We start from the raw sequence: 21,168 nt of genomic DNA, 5'->3' as shown, positions 1-21,168 counted from the left end.
GGGATTCCGCTGCTTAGAGCTGGCTTCTGACTTAACGCTATTACCTTATCGACGATATTCCCCTTAGATGTGCATACCGCCTGTCAGATTACAAAAGGTCGATATTTCTGCAGAGCTGATGAAACAACTACAGCAGAACTACCATTCGTCGGATAGCTATGTAAGGATAAATGGTTCAAACCCTTGGTATTGCTGGATTCTTATATAAGTAGCAGTTATAGTCCGTGCAACTAACTATATGCAAACTAAGAAATCCGGGTTATAATAATGTTATAGGGACAGAGAAATTTAACGGCGCCGGGCGGATTTAGGTGTGCAACTTATTAATTGCTAAATTCCTATTTTCATTGTATAATAGGAGGGGTAGCAGGGAAAAGATTATATATAGAATTTAAACTGTTATGCTATTAAATAATATAACTGTATCTGTTCAAGATCGACCCCCACACCTTATAATTAAAGAATGAAGCATGAATATAACGCTCTTAACTGGGTGATTTTTCGTGTCTCGAATTTAGGTCTGGTGCTTGCCGTATAAAAAGCACTCATGAATAGGCTAAGCCCTATTCCGCTGGGGATTTCTTAATCGCTCTAACAACAAGAATAAAGTCGGGTATGACATATCCCCAGACTTGGGCTTCCTCTTCTTCAGACGGCCCACCTCGCCTTGCTTGCTATCGCTTACTGATATCCAGAATGTCCAGCAGCCAATCATACTGCAAACATCAGTAGAGGTTGGCACCTATTACTCCTCCGCTCTAAACAAGAGCCTTGGCATCTACAGTGTTCTCTCCTGGATGCCCTTTTATTTAATACCCCTGTCGGATGACTCAATCGGCAGGATTCGTTCGTTCAAAATAAAGTATTTAGAAAAATAAGAGGTTTTACCAATGGCTCAGAAGGTACTAAGACGTTGCTTACAGTGCAACACAGAGTATTACAGCTTGTCTGCCAAGGCGTGGTGCTGCGGTGACCCCAACTGCTACAAGCGGTGGCACAAAGCTAGACAAAAGCTACACCTAAGCACCAAAGAATATAAAGATATCTGCATCCAAAAACTGAAGGATAAAAACAATGAAGACTCTGGCACGTAAACAGAATAAACAATCCCAGCTACAGATGAATGCTTCACTTACTAAGGGGCATGTGGACTACGTCCTGAGTCTGGCAACAGAAAAGAAGATTTCATTCAGTCAGGCACTGAACCTCATTATTGATGAACGGCTGAATGCGGAACTGTATGAGCTGCTAAGCCGAGCTGAGTAGGGGTGATTAGCCATGTGAGTCCAATTCTGGTACTGGCAGTGAGTCCATGAACGGACCCACCCGAGTCCGTTTGAGGTACTGTAGATAGATAGAAAGATAAATAGAATAAGATAAATAGATCTTAAGAGAAGGAGAAATTAATGATTAAAGATTACTAACTACTAAGTCCAGCTTTGACTCGACTTCGTCTCGACACGCAGGACTTAAGATACAAAAGCATAAAAGCAGATTCAGTTTTAATTCTATTCTGTTTGGTGCTCGGGACTACGTCCCTGTAGTTCTGGTGCTGGATTGATGGTATTAGGCTTTTGTCCTTTTATCATTGTCTTTGTGTTGATGATCGAAGATCAATAAGATTGAACCATGTGAGTCCGTTTAAGGACCCACTTAACTATAGAAGGAATGAGATATGAAAATCGGACTGAATGACCGTAGTGCTCAAGAGCTGATTACGCTTATAGAACATTATGGCAATGCAAGCGCTAAACATGTTGTCCAGGTGCTGATCACCAAAGCTGTAAAAGAACTAAATCTAAATCCAATCCCAAATGTAGAGGATATCAAAAATGCAGAATCAATCAAACACTGAACAGTTCCTAAAGCTACCTTATGACCTACTGGCAGCTACAAGCTTTGTCTCCTCTACTGGAGAGATCGTAGAAATCACCCTACAACAAAAAATTATTTACTGCTGGATGAAACAGCGGTGTGAATTCTTTACTCGTGAAAAGAAAGAATACTTTGACAATCTTGACTCTGTTGCCAATGAACTAACTATCAATCGCAAGACTGTCATGGATGCTATTAAACTTTTTACCAAACATAATATTCTGTTTGCAGAGAAACGTAAGGCTGCTGGTGCGCGGGAGAAATGGTTTTTTAAGCGGTTTAATAACCTAGTGTTGGCATCTGGTTCTAAACCTGCTCAGAAAGCCTCTGTAAGCTTGCAGGTTGAACGATCACATTCCACTGATACCAATGTCGCACCAGCAGTTAAACAGCCTTCAAAGCCCTCAGAAGAGGTTGTAAAGGATGATGAGGATTTTGATTCTATGATTGAGATTGCCTCTGATGACTACAATAGTTATTCAGAGCAAGTAGAACAGAAACTTGTTTGCCCTTTTGCTACAGCACCAAGTAAGCGCTTTAAACCCAACGGTTCAGTTAGCGAGGAGATGGAATTTTGGTGCAATAAGAATCAAGTTTCCATTACCAATGTGGATGGTCAAACCGTATTCAAATATAAGGCGAAACGATTCATTATTGATGCTGGTGCGTTTGTTGAATACGTGGCTCCTCCTTACGTGTCCTCTGCACCTAAGACATTAGCAGAAGCCTCTGGGATGCCCCACATGCTACAAAGCTACCTCAACGATGAAGAACCCGTACCTTTTTAGTCTGTAATCTCCTCCCTTAGCAATACCAAGGCGCTTACATCCACAACTGTTAATCGCTTTTTTACCTATCATTTTATCGAAGAATTAGCACCATTCCAATGGTGTTATGGCCCTAGGCGCCCTTTTGCCTAAAAACTAAACTTAATATATCTGGAGCATCACTATGTCCTTTCAAACTCTGAACGCTTTTCGCAGTCAATTCACCTTCCCCGTTAAAACTGAATCCTTTAAATACGATGCCAAGGAATGCCGTCAGTTGATGGATGCTGCAATTGCGCTATATAGCAATCCAGCCTTTACCCATTGCAAGGTGAAGCTGCAAGCCACCACTCTAAACACCTTCTCAAAGGGCGTTCTACACCTAGCTTCTGAAGGGTATAGCATCCTGGATACCGAACGATCTACAAGCTCTGGCAATGGCAGCTACGGTATTAGCTTCCTGAAACCTGCGAGCCTACAGTCAGAAGATAAAAAGTGGATTGAGGAAATGATTCAGGATGCTTACATCAACGCTGTTGAGATGAATACTAAAGCTCTTCAGCTAAAGCTAAAAGCCGATCTACTGGCAGATGAAGCCGCGAGAGAGGCTGAGAAGGTTCAAGCCCAGCGAGCTAAGAAAGATGCAGAAGCTCAGAAGAAAGCGATTGAGCAATACGAACAAATGCTGAAAGCACTAGAGGAGCAAGAATAATGTTGAAAGATAAAATTATGAAAATGAAGCCTAAAGAGTACGTAGTCAAAGTAACCAACCCAACAGTCGGCTTAGAGAAAGAGGTTTCTGCCGAAGAGAAGGCAGCAATCAAACGCCTAATGGAAAAGGCGAAGATTACAAAAGCCGCTAAGGCGATGAGTCCGATGGTTGATGCATTCCTTGTATCGGCGGATGGGCGCGTTTCCACAACCAAAATCTCAATGGACGTTTCGCCAGTTCTTAAGAGCGTAGGTGTGACGCTGGTGCAAGCTGATGGTTTGACGATGCTGAGTTACAAGCTTGCCCAGCAATATGGCGGCAAAGACGTAACCCTGGAACAGATGCTAAAGGATAAAAACTTCAAAGCTGCTTATGAAGCCGCCAAGTAAATAATAGCCATGCCAAGGAAGGCTTCTATAAGGATAAGAAAATGAGTGCCACCGAAATTAGCAGTTTTTACTCCTCACTTGGAATACGTGTTCACAAAGGTCAATTCAAGCAAGCTGACGCTGCTTTGGATCGTATCTACGCATCGATGCTGAAACTAAAGGGTGAGTTTAGTAAAAGCATCGCTATCAATCCTAAGGTTCAATTTAACAGTTTACAATTTCAGCGCTCCATCCAGAAAAGTCTTAATCAGGTTGCCAAGCTCACCACTTTCAACCTCGATAGATTCAATGTAGACGCAAGCCGTTTAACTTCAAGCCTTGAGAGCGCCATCAGACGCGCCCAATACAGCGCCGGTAGCATCCGAATCAAAGGAATCGTAGAACGCTCTACAGTCTCCCAGTCTGCTCGCCAGGTTGCCCATCAGAGTGCAGGAGGAACGGCAGCAGGCGGCTACGCAGGTACAGGGGGCGTAGGAGGTCTCGTAGGTGCTGGTAGGGCCGGTATCGCGGGGCTCGCGGCCTATAGTGGATACGAGGCTATCCAAGGCCTACAGAACCAGATGGACCAGATCCAACAGAACGTTAGTAAGTATGAGCAGCAACGTCTGCAATTGGGCGCATCGGTCGGCGGATCAGCTCAGCGTAGGCAACATAACGTAGAAGCGTTGAACAACATCGCCAACTACACCGGCACCCGCTCAGAAGATCAGATTGCTGGCTACACAAAATTCCAGAAGCAAGCAATGCAGTCAGGGATGGGGGCTCGTCAAGCAATCGATCTCTATACCGATATGGCCGTGAGCACCCGTGGCAATGGTGGTGATCAGCAATCAATTGAGCGGCAGGCTTATGCCCTGCAACAGGTCCTCGGGCTCGGTTTTTTAAGAAATGAGGAACTGAACCAACAGCTCGCAGACTCGAATCCCGCAATCAAGAAATATATTCAAAAAGCTTATCTTGATCGTGTTGGCTTCAAAGGAAACGATAGCCAAGCTACTGAGAAATTCACTAAAGACCTCAGTAAGCGCCTAGTGCTGGTTCAAGACGTTCTCAAGGGCTATGACCTATCTGCCCGCAACGCTGCTCCTCGTGTAGAAGAGCTTGCCAACTCTGTAGAGGGTGCTGCCAATCGCTTAGATAACGTGCAATGGATGGAAAACATCCGTCGCTCTGAAGGGCCTCTCACTGACGCCGTAAGACGACGTATTGCAGCAGAGGAGGCTTTGTATAAAGCCAGTATTCCTTTGCAAGATAAGTTTATTGAGCTGGTTAAGATTCCGTTTGTTGAGAAGATGACAGAGTTTACAAATGGACTAACAGGGCTTGTAAGCTGGATTGATAAGTTCCAAAAGACTCCCGATGACCAGAAAGCCAAGCTTGCTGTTGACACTGCTAAAAAAATAGCTCCAAAAGCCGCTGATTATTATGTTGAAAACCATCCCGGAATCAAAGGTCTTGAATGGCTCTACGGTACTCACCCTGTCCTGAAATTTGCCAAAGATACAGTTGGTAGTTTGTATGATCGGGTGATGGGACCAAGCTGGGGTGATGCCGGTAATCGCTGGACTCCTGATTTCTTAGCAAGGTATCAACGCCTCAACTATAGCTATGGAAGCGCCTATAACGACTTCCAGATGCCAAGCGCACTGCCTTATACGAATCCTGTTCAATTTGGATCGACGCCGGCTTCTGAAGCAATGAATCAGGTGTTGAGTCAGAGCTACAACAGCAATAACACCATCAGCAACGATAACAGCATCATCATCTCTCCAGGCGCTATCGTAATTGAAGGCTCTAACCTATCGGCTGAAGATATGAGTCGAGAATTAGAATCTCAAATCTATGATATCACTCGCCGTGTTCAACAGAATGACTATGCGAATGGAATGATCAATTATCCTGCTACAGGACGATAGACATCAACAACAATAATATGGCCCACCAAGTGTGGGCTTTTTTACGAGTAAATCATGCAGTATTTCATCTTAAATAAAAACAGTAATATTATCCAAGGTTTCATCTCTTCAAGCTTTTCTCCTGCAAAACATGAACAATATAAGTTCATTCTTGCAAGCGATAAAACTCTTGACCTGTATTTCAAATGGGTTAAGAAGAATCCAGACTCCTACCCTGACGTCTGTGACCTTGCATCCAAATCTAAATATCTGACAGAAGAGTTTAATCCTAGCGGTAGGAAGACATTCCCAACCTTTCCAAAAGAGGACTGGGAGCCCTCACCTCTAGCCGCCAATGCACGTGAAGCAGCAATTGCTTCCTGGCTGGACCTCCACCCAAAGGCTGATGAGCACGATCTAAGTGAACAGTTTAATACGGGTGTGGTAGCAGCCAAAGCCTACATCACCAAATACCATATAGCGCTCTAGAGCCTCTCGTGAGGGGTAAAACATGCGGCCCCTGGCATAGGTATAGGGCCGCTACTTTTCGTGCTCTACAGGCCGCATGAATGCTGTATTTAAAACATCAAAATCATCATATCCGAGATCATATTATGAGAATCTTCGTAAATTACGTATTCAAAGACAAACGCACCAGCATCGAACTACCCGCCAAGCTTGTTCAAATCTTCAACCAGAAATATCCTAACCAAAGTATTGGCCCATTCCTTACTCAACTGCTTAAGACTGAGAAAGGTAATCGTATTGGCTCAAGTCTTGTTCTCTGCCGCTTAGTGGAGGAGCTTGTATGAAAATTACATTCCAGCACATCACCACTGTTACCAATATCGCCCTGATCATCGCTATCTGTTGGTCAATGAGCCAAAGCAATACATGGCAGCGTGAGTTCAAGGAAAGTATCAATCAGCTTACCCTTGAGACACAGCGTAATCTCACCTCACTGCAAAGCAGACTTGAGAATAAGATTAACAACCTCAACGAAAGCCTTGATACCTATCAAAGCAATACAAGTCGCAGCTTACGAATTCTTGAACAGCGCGTAGAGAATATCGAACGCCGTCCAGCAGTGATCATGAATGGCTACCAGGGCTATAAAAACTCTGGCAATCAAAACAATCATATTCAATAAGGAAAACAAGAAATGTCAGCACAAAGTCTGCGAGTGCTTTTAGATCTAACAGTAGAAGCTCATCGGCGTGAAGGGAAAGAACTACCACCGGATATTGTAAAAGCTACTGCTATTCTGCCAATGATGGAGAAGGCTTACGAAGATGGAGATCAGGAGAAATATCTCTGGCTCTTAGGGAAGCTGATGGAAGAGCCGAAGGGAGTGTTTACTGCTTAGAGCAAGCAAGGGGAGGCTCATCACCTCCCTCACCATTCAAATGTCCAGCTTACAGGCTTGAGCGAATTTTATAGTGGCCTTAGTAGAACCGCCGATATCGACATTTGTACTGAATTTGGATGATCCAACCAAGCCAAGCATAAACTTTGAGTTCGCCGCTTTCAGAGCCTTAAGCACGGTAATGACTTTATCACTATCTGTCTTGACGCCCCAATATTCAGCATTTCGCTCATACATGACACCAGGCATTTTGATAATTGCCGAGTCATCTATTTTTACCAAAACCTCTACTCCTTGACCTTCCGCATTGTTCGCTATCTTTCCTTTTTGGATGTAGGACATGCTTAAACCGTCCTCAGCGCAATCAAAGACAACTGAACTGTAACGCGTGATTACTCCACCGAGATAAGCTTTTTTACCACCGCTGAAAATGTCATCCTCTGCCTTAGAATACCATTCAGCATTGGCAGAAACGCAAATCCCCATCAGCGCAACTACAGACATCCATTTCAAGTTCTTCATGACCCTTACACCTTATCCCACATTGCCGAGATATACGAAAACTCAGCATCTATCATATCCAGATATTTTTCCACTTCAGCGTCACTCAGCGTAGAGATATGCAATTTGGCACGTCTCACATCGAGGACCGCTACATCTCTTTTTTCCCCAAAAGCCTTGGTCATTAAAGCGTTATAGATATTGATATGAAGCTTGCTCAGCTGTTCATCTTTAAAATACAGCTTCACCAAGCAAGGCTTGTCATCGATAAGTATACCCATCTCCGGGTTTACGTTCACTTCGACATCCAAGAACTTGTAGATATAAGGCTCTGTAGAGGTCCAAGAGGGCATAAGCTTCTTATACCATCTCAAATAGCCTTTAATTGCCTTTGGATAGTTATTCTTCTTATTCATGTCAGTCAGATTAGCAACGAGGCTTTTTAAAGACGCCTCTACGTCTCCATTTTTATGACTTCTTACAACGCACTCTCTTAGCGGTTTGTAGAAGTCAAATTGTGGAGCATAGCCAGCTTTATTTTTTATCTGAGAAATCTTCGTCCGCTTTTTATCGGCAGCACGATTAATTACATCTACGACTTCAGCAAGACTGAGGCGGGGCATAGCTTTACCATCCGTAGTGAGATATCCGTCACATCGGCTAGGTTAGCAGGAGCTTGAGTCGTAGCATGACCATCCAGCGGGGACGAACGGCTGAATAGGAAGACTTTTTGCTTGGAGGGAGGTAGAGCAGATAGGATCAGCATCACGCACTCACCCTGTCACACAGGAGCGTGCTAAACGGCTGTCACACAAAGGAATCTAGAGCGGAGAATGTCTAAGTAAAACAATTACTTAGCAGAAATGGAGGTGGCCCCGCCAGCCACACCCCGGCACACGACATCACCGCTGCGGCTGCTCCCTTCCAGGCCTGACCGGGTTCACGGTTGATCGTTGCGGGGGGACCGACAGAGCCACCATAACGCCTCACCCTGAGGTGAGGTGCATCATTCTACGCGGTTGGGGCGAAGTTGCAAGCCATACAAGGACTTAGGTTCGCCAGGGGGCAACGGAGGATATCCGGAACGGCAAAACCGTCCGGTTCCGGATCTGGCGCCGACGACCTCATGCCCGCGACAGCCAGGCCAGGGTATCGAGCAAGGTGGCCCCGGGATCGGACCACCCGTAGCAGATCTAGTGAACACCAGCCGCCTCGGCTGCGGGTAGTGCCAGCAAGACCGGAGCCTGCTCCTCCCGCTAGCGAACGCCCTGAGCGGCAAGGATCTGCAGGAAGGCGTCCTCGTCCAGCACCTTGACCCCCAGCTCGTTCGCCTTGGTCAGCTTGGACCCCGCCCCCGGACCGGCGACCACCACGGCGGTCTTGGCCGAGACCGAACCCGAGACCTTGGCGCCCAGGGCCTCCAGGCGTTCCTTGGCCTCGTCGCGACTCATGGCCTCCAGCGTTCCGGTGAGCACCCAGGTCTGGCCGGCGAAAGGCAGGCCCTGCACGGCCTGCCGGGTACTTTCCCAGTGCATGCCAAAGGCCTTGAGCTGGGCCTCAATGGTCAGCGCCCGGACGACGTTGTCCGCCTCGGCGAAGTACTCGCGCAGCCCTTGCTTGGCCCGCTCGTTGAGACCGGCGAGGGTCTTGAAGGTCAGCCAGTCCTGCGAGCCCTCGATCAGGGCCGCCAGGCTGGGAAAGGCGGCGGCCAGGGTCTTGGCGCCGGTCTTGCCCAAAGAGGGAATGTGCAACTGGTCGAGGAAGTCGGCGAAGGCGGCATAGCCGGAGAATTCGGCGTGCACCTCACCCTCGTCCGCCAGCGCGATGCCGTTGGCCAGCAGTGCCTCCAGGACCTCGCGGTTGTGCGCGGACTGGAAGAAGTTGTGGATCTCGAAGGCCACCTCCGGCCCGATGTCCGGCAGATAGACCAGCACCTCCGGCAGCGCCTCACGGATGCGCTGCAGACTGCCCAGGGCGCGTGCCAGGCGCTTGGCGGTTTCTTCGCCGACTTCGGGGATGCCCAGGGCGAAGATGAAGCGGGCCAGCGCCGGCTGGCGGCTGGCTTCGATGGCCGCCAGCAGGTTGCGGCTGGATACCTCGGCGAAGCCTTCCAGCGCGACCACCTGCTCGTAGGTCAGGGTGTACAGATCGGCCGGCGATTTCACCAGGTCGCGGTCCACCAGCTGCTCGACGATACGATCGCCGAGGCCGTCGATGTCCATGGCGCGGCGCGAGGCGAAGTGAATGATCGCCTGCTTGAGTTGCGCCTGGCAGGCCAGGCGGCCGACGCAGCGATAGACCACGCCTTCGCTGACTGACTCCCTGCCCTTGCCGCGCTTGATCAGCTGGGTGCGCTCCACCGCCGAACCGCACACCGGGCACTGGGTGGGGATCGCCACCGGCCGGGCATCCGCCGGTCGCCGCTCCGGCACCACCTGCATGATCTGCGGGATGACATCGCCGGCGCGGCGCACGATCACGCTGTCGCCGATCATCACGCCCAGCCGGGCGATCTCGTCCATGTTGTGCAGGGTGGCGTTGGTCACGGTGACGCCTGCCACCTGCACCGGCTTGAGTCGGGCCACGGGGGTGATGGCACCGGTACGCCCCACCTGGAATTCGACATTGAGCAGTTCGGTCAGCTCTTCCCGAGCGGGAAACTTGTGCGCCCGCGCCCAGCGCGGTTCCCGGGCGCGGAAACCCAGCTCGCCCTGCCAGTCGAGCCGATTGACCTTGTAGACCACGCCATCGATCTCGTAGGCCAGCGCATCGCGGCGCTGGCCGATGTCCTGGTAGTAGGCGCGACAACCTTCCGCGCCCTGCACCTTGCGCAGCTCGCGACTGATGGGAATACCCCACTCCCGGAGCTGCTGGAGAATGGCGTACTGGGTGTCCGGCAGAGCCCCGCCCTCGACCCGCCCGAAACCGTAGCAGCAGAACTCCAGCGGCCGCTGGGCGGTGATCCGCGAATCCAGCTGGCGCAGACTGCCGGCCGCGGCGTTGCGCGGATTGGCGAAGGTCTTGCCGCCGCTCTCCATGGCCCGGGCATTGAGCGTCTCGAAACCGGCGCGGGACATGAACACCTCGCCGCGCACCTCCAGCACCGCCGGCCAGCCTTCGCCCTGCAGGCGCAGCGGGACGTTGCGGATGGTGCGCACATTGGTGGTGATGTCTTCGCCGGTGGTGCCGTCGCCGCGGGTGGCGCCGCGGGTCAACAGGCCGTTCTCGTACAGCAGGCTGACCGCCAGCCCATCGAGCTTGGGCTCGCAGGTGTACTCGACACCGGAATCCGGTCCGGCGAAGTCGGTCTCGCCGAATTCCTCACGCAGGCGCTTGCCCACGCTGCGATCAAAGTCCTGCAAATTCTCGTCGGCGAAGGCATTGCCCAGGCTGAGCATGGGTACTTCATGGCGAATGGTGCCAAAGGCGGCCAGGGCCGAGCCGCTCACCCTCTGGGTGGGCGAGTCGGGTGTCACCAGCTCGGGATGCTCGGCCTCCAGCGCCTTGAGTTCGCCGAACAGCCGGTCGTACTCGGCATCGGGCACGCTCGGCTCGTCCAGCACGTAGTAGCGGTAGTTGTGGGCGTCGATCTCGCTGCGCAGGGCGGCGATCCGGGTGACGGCATCTTGGGCGTCGGTCATGGCGGTCTCTCACTGTCGCCACCCAGGGGTGGCCCTGGCGGCACCCGGGGCGCCGCGGCAAAACGTACAAACAAAAAGAGCAGCCGAGGCTGCTCTTGGTTCGCTCCGGCGCGATCAACGCTTGAGCATCAGGCTCTTGCGTTCGAAATCGACGATGCGCTGGCGGTAGTGCTCGATGGTCTGGGCGGTCATGACGCTGCGCTGCTCGTCCTTCAGCTCGCCATTGAGCTCGGAGGACAGCTTGCGTGCCGCTGCCACCATCAGGTCGAAGGCCTGCTTGGGATGGCGCGGACCGGGCAGACCCAGGAAGAAGCTCACCGCCGGGGTATGGAAGTCGTCGATGGCATCCAGGTCGAAGGTGCCCGGACGCACGGCGTTGGCCATGGAGAACAGCACCTCGCCATTGCCCGACATGCTCTCGTGACGATGGAAGATATCCATGTCGCCGAAGCGCAGTCCGCTTTCCAGGATGCTCTGCAGCAGCGCCGGACCGGAGAAGCCCTTCTCGTCGCGGGAGATGACGTTGATCACCAGTACCTCGTCGACCGGCGCCATGGCGGCCTGACTGCTGCCCGTGCTGACGGGCTCGCTAACCGGCTCGCGCTCGGTCGCCTTGCCGCTCAGCGGCTTGTCCTTGCGCGGCTTGTCGCGGCCACGGGTCACGACTTCATCTGAATCGACGGTCAGGCCTGCCAGGCTTTCGTCGCTGGCGGACAGGTCGAAGCTGTCGGCACTGGGTTCTTCACGGCGTTCGTCGCGGCGCTTGCGCTGGGTGGAGCGCGGCGGCGTCGGCTCGCCCGGATCATCCAGGGAGGGCTCCTTGGGCTCTATCACCCGTGTCGGGCCGACGATTTCCGGATCCTCGTCCTCGTGTTCCGGCTGGTTGTTCAGCGACTGGTCAAGCTTGAACTTGAGCTTGCCCTTGCCGCTCATGCGACGCCAACCATCGAACAGAATACCGGCGATGACGATGACGCCGATGATGATCAGCCACTCGCGCAGACCCATATCCATGAAAAAGACATACCCCTGTGAAAATAATGGACCGACACCCGTCGGGAAACTTTGGAAAGTCGACGCTTGCGAGGTCTTTCCAAAACCTCCGAAACCTACGCCAAGTCAGTGTTCTTCCTAGCTTTTTCCACTTACCGCTAGCGCGGCCATAAGCTAGCACGACTGCTGCCAACTTTACACCGCCAAGCCGCGAGGCTGTGGGGCACTAGGCATCGACCATGGCCACCGCCTCCTCCACATCCACCGCCACCAGCCGTGAACAGCCCGGTTCGTGCATGGTCACACCCAGCAGCTGATCGGCCATCTCCATGGCGATCTTGTTGTGCGTGATGTAAATGAACTGCACCTTCTCCGACATGCTCTTGACCAGTCGGGCATAACGGCCGACGTTGGCATCATCCAGGGGCGCATCCACTTCATCGAGCATGCAGAACGGCGCCGGATTCAACTGGAAGATGGCAAAGACCAGCGCCAGCGCCGTCAGGGCCTTTTCGCCGCCCGACAACAAATGGATGGTGCTGTTCTTCTTGCCCGGCGGCCGCGCCATGATCGCAACCCCGGTATCGAGTAAATCTTCCCCAGTAAGTTCCAGGTAGGCGCTGCCACCCCCGAAAACTTTTGGGAACAGGGCCTGCAGGCCCTGATTGATCTGGTCGAAGGTGTCCTTGAAACGATTGCGGGTTTCCCGATCGATCTTGCGAATGACGCTTTCCAGGGTCTCCAGTGCCTCCACCAGATCGGCGTTCTGGGCATCGAGATAGGTCTTGCGCTCGGCCTGTTGCTGATATTCGTCGATGGCTGCGAGGTTGATCGGCCCGAGCCGGGCGATACGCGCCGCGACAGCCTCCAGCTGCGCTTCCAAGACGGCTTCGCTGGCCTCCGCGGGCAGGGTCGCGATCACCGTCGGCAGGTCGTAGCCGTCGGCCGCCAGCTGCTCGGCGAAGCCACTGCGACGGGTCGCCAGGCCCTGCCACTCCAGGCGATGCTGCTCCAGCTGGCCGCGCAGCAGCGTCGCCTGCTGTTCCGCCTGCAGCCGCCGCCGCTCGAGCTCACGCAACTCCCGATCAGCATCCTCCAGCGCCAGCCGCGCCTTGCGCATTTCCTCGTCCACCTGCAGACGCCGCTCCAGCAACTCTTCCAGGCGCAGGCGCAATTCGTCGAGGGGCTCGCCGCCTTCCTCCAGGTTGAGATTGAGCTGCTCGCAGCGCTCGCCGAGGCGTGCGGTCTGCAACTCCAGCCGCTCCAGCGCCTGGAGGGTCGACTGGCGCTGGGCTCTCAGGGTGGTCAGCCGTACCGTCAGCTGATGCAGTTGTTCCTGGGCCTGGCGCTGGCGCTGGCGCGCCGCGTCCACCGCCTGCCGATGACGGTCGCGCTGTTCCTGCAGTCGCGCGCGCTGCTCGGTATCCACGGCCATGGCGTCGAGGGCGTCTTGCAGACGCAACCGGCATTCGCCCAACTCCTCCTGCTCATGCGCCAGCTGCTGCTCGACATCCTTGAGCTCGGCCTCCAGCTGCCGGCGACGGATGCTCAACTGTTCGGCCCTGGCCTGTTGCGCGGACAGCTGAGCGCGCGATTCGGCCAGCCGCTGCTGCTCCTGCTGCTGGCGCCGCCGCGCCTCTTCACGCTCGCCTTCCAGCCGCTGCTGGGTGGCGCGACGCTCTTCCAGCCGTTCTTCCTGGAGGGCGAGCGCCTCGCTCAACTCCAGGCGCCGTGCCTGCAACTCTTCCAGTTCGCGCCCGCGGGCCAGGACACTGCCTTCGGCCGCCTGAGCACGACGCACGCGCAGGAAATGCCGGGAGACCCAGTAGCCTTCCGGGGTGATGAGACTCTGCCCCGGGACCAGGGCCGCCCGCCGCGCTAGCGCCTCGTCGTAACTGTTCGCGATCAGCACCTGACCCAGCCAGGGCGACAGGTCGCGCGGTGCCTGCACCTGCTCCAGCAGGCTACCCACCGCCACCGCTGCCGAACCGGGCAGCGCCAGGTTCAGGGCGCCACTGGCGAAGGTGTCGAGCCGCAGGGGCGGCAGATCATCCAGGCAGACCGCCTGCAGATCACTACCCAGCACGGTTTCCACGGCCAGCTCCCAACCGGGGGTGACCTGCACCTCGTCCGCCAGCTGCGGCGCCTGGTCGAGCCCTTCGGCTTCGAGCCACTGGGCCACACCGGTTGCGGGAGCGAGGGCCCCCTGCTGCAGGGCCTCCAGCGAGGCGATGCGACCTTCCAGCCGCTGCAACTCGCCCTGACGCTGACTCTGCTCGCCGGCCAGCCCCAGCAATTCCTCCCGCAACCGCTGCAAACCCTCGGCGACCTGCAACTCCTGTTCGGCCAGGCCCTCCAGCAGCAATTCGTCTTCGGCGATCTGTTCTTCCAGCATGACCAGACGCTCGGACGGACCGCCCTCGCCCAGCAGGGTCCGCTCGTCGCGCAGTCGACGCTGACGGTCCAGGCCGCGCTCCAGACTCTGCTCCAGCGAGCGGATGCGCGCCTGTTGCACGTCCGCCTCCCGCTGCGGCTCGACACTCGCCGCACTGAGCGCCTCCCAGCGCTGCTGCCAGTCCGCCAGGGCCAGCTCCGCCTCTTCCAGCGCGGCACCGCCCTCCTCGCCCAGCTCCCGGGCCGCCTCTTCCTCGGGTTCGAGCATCGCCAGCTCTTCTTCGAAGGTGGCGAGCAGCACCCGGTCATGCTCCAAATGGGACTCGGCTTCGCTGCGGGCCTGTTCGGCTTCGCGCAGATCGTCCTGCAACTGCCGCTGGCGCTGCTGACCGTGCTGGATGGTCTGCTCCAGGCGGGCGATGTCACCGCCCAGGGAGTAGAAGCGGCCCTGCACCAGATTGAAGGCTTCGCTCAGCTCATGATGACCGTCGCGCAGTCGCTCGATGCCGGCATCCGCCTGGCGCTGCTCGGCGGTCAGGGCCTCGAGCGCGGTCTCCTGATCGCGGATCACCTTTTCGCGCTGCTCGACGCGACCATCCAGTTCGCGCCAGCGCACCGCCTGCAACTGCGCCTTGAGTTGCCGTTCCTCCTGCCTGAACGCCTGAAAGCGCTCGGCGGACTGCGCCTGACGGTGCAGCCGTTCCAGCTGACGCTCCAGCTCTTCGCGCAGGTCGGTCAGGCGGGCGAGATTCTCCTGGGTGCGGCGGATGCGATTCTCGGTCTCGCGCCGCCGCTCCTTGTACTTGGAGATGCCGGCGGCTTCCTCGATGTAGTGCCGCAGATCCTCCGGACGCGCCTCGATCAGCTTGGAGATCATTCCCTGCTCGATGATCGAATAGCTGCGCGGTCCGAGGCCGGTGCCGAGGAAGATGTCGGTGATGTCGCGCCGGCGGCACTTGGTGCCGTTGAGGAAATAGGTGTTCTGGCCTTCGCGGGTCACCCGCCGGCGAATGGAGATTTCCGCGTAGCTGGCGTACTCGCCCACCAGGGTGTGGTCGGAGTTGTCGAAGATCAGTTCGATGGAGGCCTGGGACACCGGCTTGCGGCTGTTCGAGCCGTTGAAGATGACGTCGGTCATCGACTCGCCGCGCAGATTCTTGGCCGAGCTCTCGCCCATCACCCAGCGCACGGCGTCGATGATGTTCGACTTGCCGCAACCGTTGGGGCCGACCACCGCTGCCATGTTGCTCGGGAAATTCACCGTCGTCGGATCGACGAAGGATTTGAATCCCGCCAGCTTGATCGACCTCAACCGCATATCAGGAGCCCTTGTTCACCGCGCCGTGCCCAACCACAGGCGAAAGGGCGAAAGTCTACCATTGGCGGCCCTACTGCCGTCGCTGCGCAGGAGCTTATTTCCCGGCGCCCTGCACCTCGCCGGGGCGACAGGCTATAGTCCTGCACCTCCACTCGCAGGATGCCCCCATGCAGATCCTTCGCCTCACCCTGCTCGCCGCCGCCCTGGCGGCCAGCGCCCAGGTCCTGGCCGCCCCGCCGCTGCTCAACGTCTCCTACGACGTGATGCGCGACTTCTACAAGGACTACAACCCGGCCTTCCAGGCGCACTGGAAAGCCGAGCACGGCGAAACGCCGGTGATTCAGATGTCCCATGGCGGCTCAAGCAAGCAGGCGCGCGCAGTCATCGACGGCCTGCAGGCCGACGTCATCACCATGAACCAGGCGACCGACATCCAGGCCCTGGCCGATCGCGGCCTGGTGCCCAAGGACTGGGAAACCCGCCTCCCCGATCGCAGTGCGCCCTTCACCTCGGCCACGGTGCTCATCGTGCGCCAGGGCAACCCCAAGGGCATCCACGACTGGTCCGATCTGCTCAAGGACGGCGTCCAGGTGATCGTGCCCAACCCCAAGACCTCCGGGAACGGTCGCTACACCTACCTCTCCGCCTGGACCTATGCGCTGCGCCAACCAGGCGGCGACGAGCAGAAGGCCCGCGGCTTCGTCGCCGACCTGTTCAAGCACGTACCCATCCTGGACACCGGCGGCCGCGCCGCCACCACCACCTTCATGAAGAACCAGCAGGGCGATGTCCTGGTGACCTTCGAGAACGAAGCCGAGATGATCGCGCGGGAATTCGGTCGCGGTGGCTTCGAGGTGGTCTATCCGAGCATCTCGGTGCAGGCCGAGCCGCCGGTGAGCGTGGTCGATAGTGTCGTCGACAAGAAGGGCACCCGCGCCGAGGCCGAGGACTACCTCAGGTATCTCTGGTCCGACGAAGGCCAGAATATCGCCGCGGACAACTTCCTGCGTCCGCGCAATGCCCAGATCCTGGCGCAGTACCCCGATCGCTTTCCCAAGCTCGAACTGATCGATGCCCAGCAGGAATTCGGTCCCTGGAGTGGCATCCAGAAGACCCACTTCGCCGATGGCGGTGTCTTCGACCAGATCTATGCGCCCCAGTGACAGGCGCGCGCCCAGCCAGATGCCGGGCGTCTGGCGGGCCTGAAAGACGCGCACACAAAAACACCGCCCTGAGGCGGTGTCTTTGTTTGTTTGGAGCGGGAAACGAGACTCGAACTCGCGACCCCGACCTTGGCAAGGTCGTGCTCTACCAACTGAGCTATTCCCGCAATATGGCGTCCCCTAGGGGACTCGAACCCCTGTTACCGCCGTGAAAGGGCGATGTCCTAGGCCACTAGACGAAGGGGACGAAACCTCTTTCCACAAGGTCTTTCACCTTGCATCCCACTGTCATGAAACCGTGAGATTGTATTTGGAGCGGGAAACGAGACTCGAACTCGCGACCCCGACCTTGGCAAGGTCGTGCTCTACCAACTGAGCTATTCCCGCAATATGGCGTCCCCTAGGGGACTCGAACCCCTGTTACCGCCGTGAAAGGGCGGTGTCCTAGGCCACTAGACGAAGGGGACGAAACCTCTTTCCGCAAGGCCTTTCACCTTGCATCCGCCCGCCCGAGGGCAACCGGATTGTATTTGGAGCGGGAAACGAGACTCGAACTCGCGACCCCGACCTTGGCAAGGTCGTGCTCTACCAACTGAGCTATTCCCGCAATTTTTGGCGTCCCCTAGGGGACTCGAACCCCTGTTACCGCCGTGAAAGGGCGGTGTCCTAGGCCACTAGACGAAGGGGACCAGGTAGAATCCCTCAGGACTCTGGCCTACCACTCGGCTGACGCTTGCCGCCGTTGGGAGTGCGCGCATTCTAGGGAGCCTTACCCTGGGCGTCAATAGCTGATTAAATACTTTTCAAATCAACGACTTCGCTCGCACGACAAACGGCGGGCAAGCACCATGGAGAAGGTCATGTCCTCAACGATGATTGCAGCGGTAGTGGGACTTGGCATCCTCTTGTTGATCATGATCGCCTTCGTCAACCAGAAGCTCGAAGCCGGACGCCTGGAAAAGCAGCGCCTGGTCGCCGACCTCACCGACCGCATCAAGCGCTGCGCCCAGTTGGGCGGCAGCCTGCCCGGCCAGCTGATGACCCCGGCGCTCAAGCAGCTGTTCCACCGCATCGAACTGGGGCTGATCGCCCGCCTCGCCGCCCTGCAGACCCCTTCCGCCAGCCTCACCGCGCGCAAGACCGAACTGGAAGAAGCCCTGGCCAAGGGCGACGACATCGAGGTCGGCAACGTCGCCCGGCCCGTGCACACCGAAGCCCGGGTCAAAGAAGTTCGCGGCTATCTGGAAATGCTCCATGCGCTCGTCGCCCATGCCAACCAGGTCGGCATTCTCGATGGCCAGGAGGCGCAGCGCTGGGTCGGCGAGATGCGCTATCTGCTCACGGCGACCTATGTGGAGTTCTTCCGCTATCAGGCCGAACAGCAGATCAAGAGCGAGCACTATATCCAGGCGCGCCAGTCGTACGAGCGGGCGATCATGCAGATTCGCAAGCAGCAGCAACCCGAGCGCTACACCGAGTTGCTGGCCCACCTGGAAGAGCAGATCACCCAGGTGAAACGCCAGCAGAGCGAACTGGCCGAGCAGGCCAGCAGCAGTGCCAACGAGCTGTCGGACAGCGTGGACACGCTCAAGGACGACAGCTGGCGCAAGAAGAACGACTACGAGTGAGGGCTTCCCTGCCCTCCTCCGGCGATCAGCAGTCGGTCGCGGCCAGAAAGGCCTCCACCAGCGCTTCGATACCCGTCTGATCCGCGGCACTGAAGCGCCCCGGATGCGGACTGTCCAGGTCCAGCACGCCAATCAGGCGACCATCCTGGACCAGCGGCACCACCAGTTCGCTGCGCGACGCGGCGTCACAGGCGATATGCCCGGGAAAGGCATGGACGTCCTCGACGCGCTGGGTGCGCCGCTCGCGGGCAGCCGCACCACATACGCCCTTGCTGAAGGGAATGCGCATGCAGGCGACCTTGCCCTGGAAGGGGCCGAGTAGCAGCTGGTCTTCATCCTCGACGAAATAGAAGCCGGCCCAGTTCAGGTCCGGCACTTCCTGATAGATGAAGGCCGACAACTGGGCGGCATTGGCCACTAGGTTGCGCTCACCGGCCAGCAGGGCTTCCACCTGGGCGGCCAGCATGGCGTAACCCTCCAGCCCCGCCCCTACGCCCGTCAGTTCTACGGTCATGCGTTCTCCAACAGTTTGAGCCCGACCCATTGCCGGGCGAATTGATAGGCACAGCGGCCATTGCGGTTGCCGCGACCGGAAGCCCAGCGGATGGCCTCGCGATCCGCTTCTTCGGACCATTCCAGCTGCAAGCCGGACTTGCCGGCCAGGGTCGCGCACCAGTGGCGCACCACGGCGAGATAGTGATCCTGGGTGAAGGGATAGAAGGACAGCCACAGGCCGAAACGATCCGACAGGGCGATCTTGTCTTCGGCCGCCTCGCTTGGATGCAGTTCGCCGTCGACGTGCTCCCAGTTGGCATTGTCGCTCTGCCGCTCGGCCACCAGGTGACGCCGGTTGGAGGTGGCATAGAGCACCACATTGTCCGGCGCCTGCTCCAGGGAGCCATCCAGCACGCTCTTGAGCACCCGGTAGTCGTCGCTGCCGGAATCGAAGGAAAGGTCGTCGCAGAACACCACGAAGCGCTGCGGCTGACCGGCGAGCTGCTCCACGGCGCGGGGCAGATCGGCGAGATCGTCACGCTCGATTTCGATCAGCCGCAGACCCTCACCGGCGTATTCCGCCAACAACGCCCGGATCAGCGACGACTTGCCGGTACCCCGCGCGCCCCACAGCAGCGTGTGGTTGGCCGGCAGTCCGGCCACGAACTGGCGGGTATTGCGGGCGAGCTGGTCGCGCTGGCGATCAATCCCCAGCAGGTCGGCCAGGCGCAATTCCAGATTGACCTCGAGCGGCTGCAGATAGCCGCCATGGCCTTCCCGACGCCAGCGCGCCGCATAGCAACGCTGCCAGTCCAGCGGTTCGCGACGATGGGGCAACAGGGGTTCGAGACGCTCCAGCACCTGCCGCGCGTGGAGTAGAAAGTCTTCTAGGGAGGCATTCACAGGGATGATCCTTGACGACAAAAGGAGAAGCGGGCCAGCCGCCAGCCAGGCCGCGCATTATCGTATGACTTTTACCATCCAGACAAAGGCCGGACGAGCCAGGTGCTAGGACGCCAGCGCCTGGCGGACATGCTTTTCCAGCTGCGATGGCCGAGTAATGGGCGCGAAGCGCTGGACACGCCCCTGCGCCGGCGTGATCAGGAACTTGGTGAAATTCCAGCGGATCGCGCTGCCCAGGAGACCTGGCGCCGCCTGTTTGAGCGCGACGAACAGCGGATGGGCGCCTTCGCCATTGACGTCGAGCTTGGCCATTACCGGAAAGCTGACGTTGAAGCGGGTCAGGCAGAAGGTCTGGATCTCGGCATTGCTGCCCGGCTCCTGGCCGCCGAACTGATTGCAGGGAAAGACGATCACCCGCAGCCCTTCGGCCAGATAGCGCTGCTGCAGCGCCTCGAGGCCGTCGTACTGGCGGGTGAAGCCGCACCGGCTGGCGGTGTTGACCACCAGATAGGCCCGCGCCGGCCAGTCGGCCAGGCAGGCCCGCTGGCCGTCAGCCGTGTCGAACGGCAGGCTGAGGATGTCCTTGATCACGCCGAGGCCCTGGGTTGCAGCTGCAAGGCCACCGAATTGATGCAGTAGCGCAGGCCGGTCGGCGGCGGACCGTCGGGAAAGACGTGGCCCAGGTGCGCATCGCAACGGGCGCAGAGCACCTCGACGCGATGCATGCCATGACTGAAGTCCTCCTTTTCCCGTACCGCCTCGGCAGCGATGGGCGCGTAATAGCTGGGCCAGCCGCAGCCGGAGTCGAACTTGGTGCTGGAGTCGAACAGCGCCAGCTCGCAGCAGGCGCAGTGATAGACGCCGGGCGTCTTGGTGTTGCAATAGGCGCCGGTGTAGGGTCTTTCGGTCGCGGCCAGGCGACAGACGCGAAACTGATCGTCGGTCAGGCGCTCACGCCAGTCTTCCGGGCTACGCTGTACTTTTTCCATGATGACCTCTCTGGATGCCGGCGCATCTTTTGTAACAGGCGATGCAGCCGTATGATTCCCGCTCAGTCTGGCATCCGCCCCCGGATGCTGCCAAGCGCCGGTCGGCGTCCGCCCCCGCCGAGTCTTTCTCGCCCTTTTC

General features: G+C 56.8%; 20 protein-coding genes, 6 tRNA genes and 1 other RNA gene. 11 read left to right on the top strand and 16 right to left on the bottom strand.

Features of this window, described 5'->3' with window-relative positions:
* Positions 1-1,074: 1,074 nt before the first annotated feature.
* The 9 genes from PVZ77_RS22430 to PVZ77_RS22390 all read left to right on the top strand — a co-directional run bounded on the left by PVZ77_RS22430 (position 1,075) and on the right by PVZ77_RS22390 (position 7,004).
* Complete coding sequence (locus tag PVZ77_RS22430; RefSeq protein ID WP_058768321.1) at positions 1,075-1,266, top strand: hypothetical protein; 192 nt, start codon at positions 1,075-1,077, stop codon at positions 1,264-1,266.
* 409 nt (positions 1,267-1,675) lie between these two features.
* A complete protein-coding gene (locus tag PVZ77_RS22425; RefSeq protein ID WP_157772850.1) occupies positions 1,676-1,855 on the top strand; it encodes a hypothetical protein in 180 nt (59 codons plus the stop codon).
* A complete protein-coding gene (locus PVZ77_RS22420) occupies positions 1,833-2,663 on the top strand; it encodes a DUF6945 domain-containing protein (RefSeq protein WP_273806975.1) in 831 nt (276 codons plus the stop codon). The genes PVZ77_RS22425 and PVZ77_RS22420 overlap by 23 nt, the downstream gene beginning before the upstream one ends.
* Before the next feature lie 163 nt (positions 2,664-2,826).
* Positions 2,827-3,354: a hypothetical protein gene (locus PVZ77_RS22415; protein WP_273806974.1), complete on the top strand. Its 528-nt coding sequence runs from the start codon at positions 2,827-2,829 to the stop codon at positions 3,352-3,354.
* Positions 3,354-3,743: a hypothetical protein gene (locus PVZ77_RS22410; protein WP_273806973.1), complete on the top strand. Its 390-nt coding sequence runs from the start codon at positions 3,354-3,356 to the stop codon at positions 3,741-3,743. The genes PVZ77_RS22415 and PVZ77_RS22410 overlap by 1 nt, the downstream gene beginning before the upstream one ends.
* Positions 3,744-3,784: 41 nt before the next feature.
* Positions 3,785-5,659: a tape measure protein gene (locus PVZ77_RS22405; RefSeq protein WP_273806972.1), complete on the top strand. Its 1,875-nt coding sequence runs from the start codon at positions 3,785-3,787 to the stop codon at positions 5,657-5,659.
* Between the two features lie 54 nt (positions 5,660-5,713).
* Positions 5,714-6,127, top strand: coding sequence for a hypothetical protein (locus PVZ77_RS22400; RefSeq protein WP_273806971.1), 414 nt, complete (start codon positions 5,714-5,716; stop codon positions 6,125-6,127).
* A gap of 319 nt (positions 6,128-6,446) precedes the next feature.
* Positions 6,447-6,788: a hypothetical protein gene (locus tag PVZ77_RS22395; protein ID WP_273806970.1), complete on the top strand. Its 342-nt coding sequence runs from the start codon at positions 6,447-6,449 to the stop codon at positions 6,786-6,788.
* A 12-nt stretch (positions 6,789-6,800) separates the two neighbouring features.
* Positions 6,801-7,004, top strand: coding sequence for a hypothetical protein (locus PVZ77_RS22390; protein ID WP_273806969.1), 204 nt, complete (start codon positions 6,801-6,803; stop codon positions 7,002-7,004).
* Positions 7,005-7,040: 36 nt separating this feature from the next.
* Here the strand turns inward: PVZ77_RS22390 and PVZ77_RS22385 are convergent, their stop codons facing one another.
* The 6 genes from PVZ77_RS22385 to smc all read right to left on the bottom strand — a co-directional run bounded on the left by PVZ77_RS22385 (position 7,041) and on the right by smc (position 15,851).
* Positions 7,041-7,526, bottom strand: a complete 486-nt coding sequence (locus tag PVZ77_RS22385; RefSeq protein WP_273806968.1) for a hypothetical protein — start codon at positions 7,524-7,526, stop codon at positions 7,041-7,043.
* Positions 7,527-7,531: 5 nt separating this feature from the next.
* Positions 7,532-8,128 carry a hypothetical protein gene (locus PVZ77_RS22380; protein WP_273806967.1) on the bottom strand — a complete coding sequence of 199 codons (597 nt, stop codon included), beginning with the start codon at positions 8,126-8,128 and terminating at the stop codon, positions 7,532-7,534.
* A gap of 250 nt (positions 8,129-8,378) precedes the next feature.
* Positions 8,379-8,475, bottom strand: an RNA gene (ffs, locus tag PVZ77_RS22375) — signal recognition particle sRNA small type.
* 286 nt (positions 8,476-8,761) lie between these two features.
* Positions 8,762-11,146 (bottom strand): NAD-dependent DNA ligase LigA, encoded by a 2,385-nt coding sequence (gene ligA, locus PVZ77_RS22370; protein WP_273806966.1) that lies wholly within the window; start codon positions 11,144-11,146, stop codon positions 8,762-8,764.
* A gap of 114 nt (positions 11,147-11,260) precedes the next feature.
* Positions 11,261-12,160, bottom strand: a complete 900-nt coding sequence (zipA, locus tag PVZ77_RS22365) for a cell division protein ZipA (RefSeq protein WP_273806965.1) — start codon at positions 12,158-12,160, stop codon at positions 11,261-11,263.
* Positions 12,161-12,365: 205 nt separating this feature from the next.
* Positions 12,366-15,851, bottom strand: coding sequence for a chromosome segregation protein SMC (smc, locus tag PVZ77_RS22360; RefSeq protein WP_273806964.1), 3,486 nt, complete (start codon positions 15,849-15,851; stop codon positions 12,366-12,368).
* A 167-nt stretch (positions 15,852-16,018) separates the two neighbouring features.
* Between smc and PVZ77_RS22355 the strand changes: the two genes are divergently transcribed.
* Complete coding sequence (locus tag PVZ77_RS22355) at positions 16,019-17,014, top strand: sulfate ABC transporter substrate-binding protein (RefSeq protein ID WP_273806963.1); 996 nt, start codon at positions 16,019-16,021, stop codon at positions 17,012-17,014.
* 91 nt (positions 17,015-17,105) lie between these two features.
* Here PVZ77_RS22355 and PVZ77_RS22350 read toward each other — a convergent pair.
* The 6 genes from PVZ77_RS22350 to PVZ77_RS22325 form a co-directional block, all read right to left on the bottom strand.
* Positions 17,106-17,181 (bottom strand) — tRNA-Gly (locus tag PVZ77_RS22350).
* Between the two features lie 4 nt (positions 17,182-17,185).
* Positions 17,186-17,261, bottom strand: a tRNA-Glu gene (locus PVZ77_RS22345).
* 64 nt (positions 17,262-17,325) lie between these two features.
* Positions 17,326-17,401, bottom strand: a tRNA-Gly gene (locus tag PVZ77_RS22340).
* Between the two features lie 4 nt (positions 17,402-17,405).
* Positions 17,406-17,481: transfer RNA gene (locus PVZ77_RS22335), tRNA-Glu, on the bottom strand.
* A 64-nt stretch (positions 17,482-17,545) separates the two neighbouring features.
* Positions 17,546-17,621 (bottom strand) — tRNA-Gly (locus PVZ77_RS22330).
* Between the two features lie 6 nt (positions 17,622-17,627).
* Positions 17,628-17,703: transfer RNA gene (locus PVZ77_RS22325), tRNA-Glu, on the bottom strand.
* Positions 17,704-17,874: 171 nt separating this feature from the next.
* Here PVZ77_RS22325 and PVZ77_RS22320 point away from each other — a divergent pair.
* Entirely contained in the window at positions 17,875-18,642 is a 768-nt protein-coding gene (locus tag PVZ77_RS22320) for a hypothetical protein (protein WP_273809646.1), read from the top strand.
* A gap of 25 nt (positions 18,643-18,667) precedes the next feature.
* Here PVZ77_RS22320 and PVZ77_RS22315 read toward each other — a convergent pair whose 3' ends face one another.
* The 4 genes from PVZ77_RS22315 to msrB form a co-directional block, all read right to left on the bottom strand.
* On the bottom strand, positions 18,668-19,156 hold the full coding sequence (locus tag PVZ77_RS22315; protein WP_273809645.1) for a GAF domain-containing protein: 489 nt from the start codon (positions 19,154-19,156) through the stop codon (positions 18,668-18,670).
* Complete coding sequence (locus PVZ77_RS22310) at positions 19,153-20,040, bottom strand: ATP-binding protein (RefSeq protein ID WP_273809644.1); 888 nt, start codon at positions 20,038-20,040, stop codon at positions 19,153-19,155. The genes PVZ77_RS22315 and PVZ77_RS22310 overlap by 4 nt, the downstream gene beginning before the upstream one ends.
* Before the next feature lie 105 nt (positions 20,041-20,145).
* A complete protein-coding gene (locus PVZ77_RS22305) occupies positions 20,146-20,631 on the bottom strand; it encodes a glutathione peroxidase (RefSeq protein WP_273809643.1) in 486 nt (161 codons plus the stop codon).
* A complete protein-coding gene (msrB, locus tag PVZ77_RS22300; protein ID WP_133859295.1) occupies positions 20,628-21,029 on the bottom strand; it encodes a peptide-methionine (R)-S-oxide reductase MsrB in 402 nt (133 codons plus the stop codon). Before msrB ends, PVZ77_RS22305 begins: the two co-directional genes overlap by 4 nt.
* Positions 21,030-21,168: the final 139 nt, after the last annotated feature.

Source organism: Pseudomonas sp. SHLD1 (assembly GCF_028640935.1).
GTDB lineage: Bacteria > Pseudomonadota > Gammaproteobacteria > Pseudomonadales > Pseudomonadaceae > Chryseomonas > Chryseomonas aestiva.
The sequence above is the reverse complement of the archived record's forward strand: the minus strand, read 5'-3'. Positions and strand labels throughout refer to the sequence as shown.

Bases quoted from the DNA above. Each gene is read 5' to 3' on its own strand.
- PVZ77_RS22430 (WP_058768321.1), top strand. From the start codon at position 1,075: ATGAAGACTCTGGCACGTAAACAGAATAAACAATCCCAGCTACAGATG.
- PVZ77_RS22425 (WP_157772850.1), top strand. From the start codon at position 1,676: ATGAAAATCGGACTGAATGACCGTAGTGCTCAAGAGCTGATTACGCTT.
- PVZ77_RS22420 (WP_273806975.1), top strand. From the start codon at position 1,833: ATGCAGAATCAATCAAACACTGAACAGTTCCTAAAGCTACCTTATGAC.
- PVZ77_RS22415 (WP_273806974.1), top strand. From the start codon at position 2,827: ATGTCCTTTCAAACTCTGAACGCTTTTCGCAGTCAATTCACCTTCCCC.
- PVZ77_RS22410 (WP_273806973.1), top strand. From the start codon at position 3,354: ATGTTGAAAGATAAAATTATGAAAATGAAGCCTAAAGAGTACGTAGTC.
- PVZ77_RS22405 (WP_273806972.1), top strand. From the start codon at position 3,785: ATGAGTGCCACCGAAATTAGCAGTTTTTACTCCTCACTTGGAATACGT.
- PVZ77_RS22400 (WP_273806971.1), top strand. From the start codon at position 5,714: ATGCAGTATTTCATCTTAAATAAAAACAGTAATATTATCCAAGGTTTC.
- PVZ77_RS22395 (WP_273806970.1), top strand. From the start codon at position 6,447: ATGAAAATTACATTCCAGCACATCACCACTGTTACCAATATCGCCCTG.
- PVZ77_RS22390 (WP_273806969.1), top strand. From the start codon at position 6,801: ATGTCAGCACAAAGTCTGCGAGTGCTTTTAGATCTAACAGTAGAAGCT.
- PVZ77_RS22385 (WP_273806968.1), bottom strand. From the start codon at position 7,526: ATGAAGAACTTGAAATGGATGTCTGTAGTTGCGCTGATGGGGATTTGC.
- PVZ77_RS22380 (WP_273806967.1), bottom strand. From the start codon at position 8,128: ATGCCCCGCCTCAGTCTTGCTGAAGTCGTAGATGTAATTAATCGTGCT.
- ligA (WP_273806966.1), bottom strand. From the start codon at position 11,146: ATGACCGACGCCCAAGATGCCGTCACCCGGATCGCCGCCCTGCGCAGC.
- zipA (WP_273806965.1), bottom strand. From the start codon at position 12,160: ATGGATATGGGTCTGCGCGAGTGGCTGATCATCATCGGCGTCATCGTC.
- smc (WP_273806964.1), bottom strand. From the start codon at position 15,851: ATGCGGTTGAGGTCGATCAAGCTGGCGGGATTCAAATCCTTCGTCGAT.
- PVZ77_RS22355 (WP_273806963.1), top strand. From the start codon at position 16,019: ATGCAGATCCTTCGCCTCACCCTGCTCGCCGCCGCCCTGGCGGCCAGC.
- PVZ77_RS22320 (WP_273809646.1), top strand. From the start codon at position 17,875: ATGTCCTCAACGATGATTGCAGCGGTAGTGGGACTTGGCATCCTCTTG.
- PVZ77_RS22315 (WP_273809645.1), bottom strand. From the start codon at position 19,156: ATGACCGTAGAACTGACGGGCGTAGGGGCGGGGCTGGAGGGTTACGCC.
- msrB (WP_133859295.1), bottom strand. From the start codon at position 21,029: ATGGAAAAAGTACAGCGTAGCCCGGAAGACTGGCGTGAGCGCCTGACC.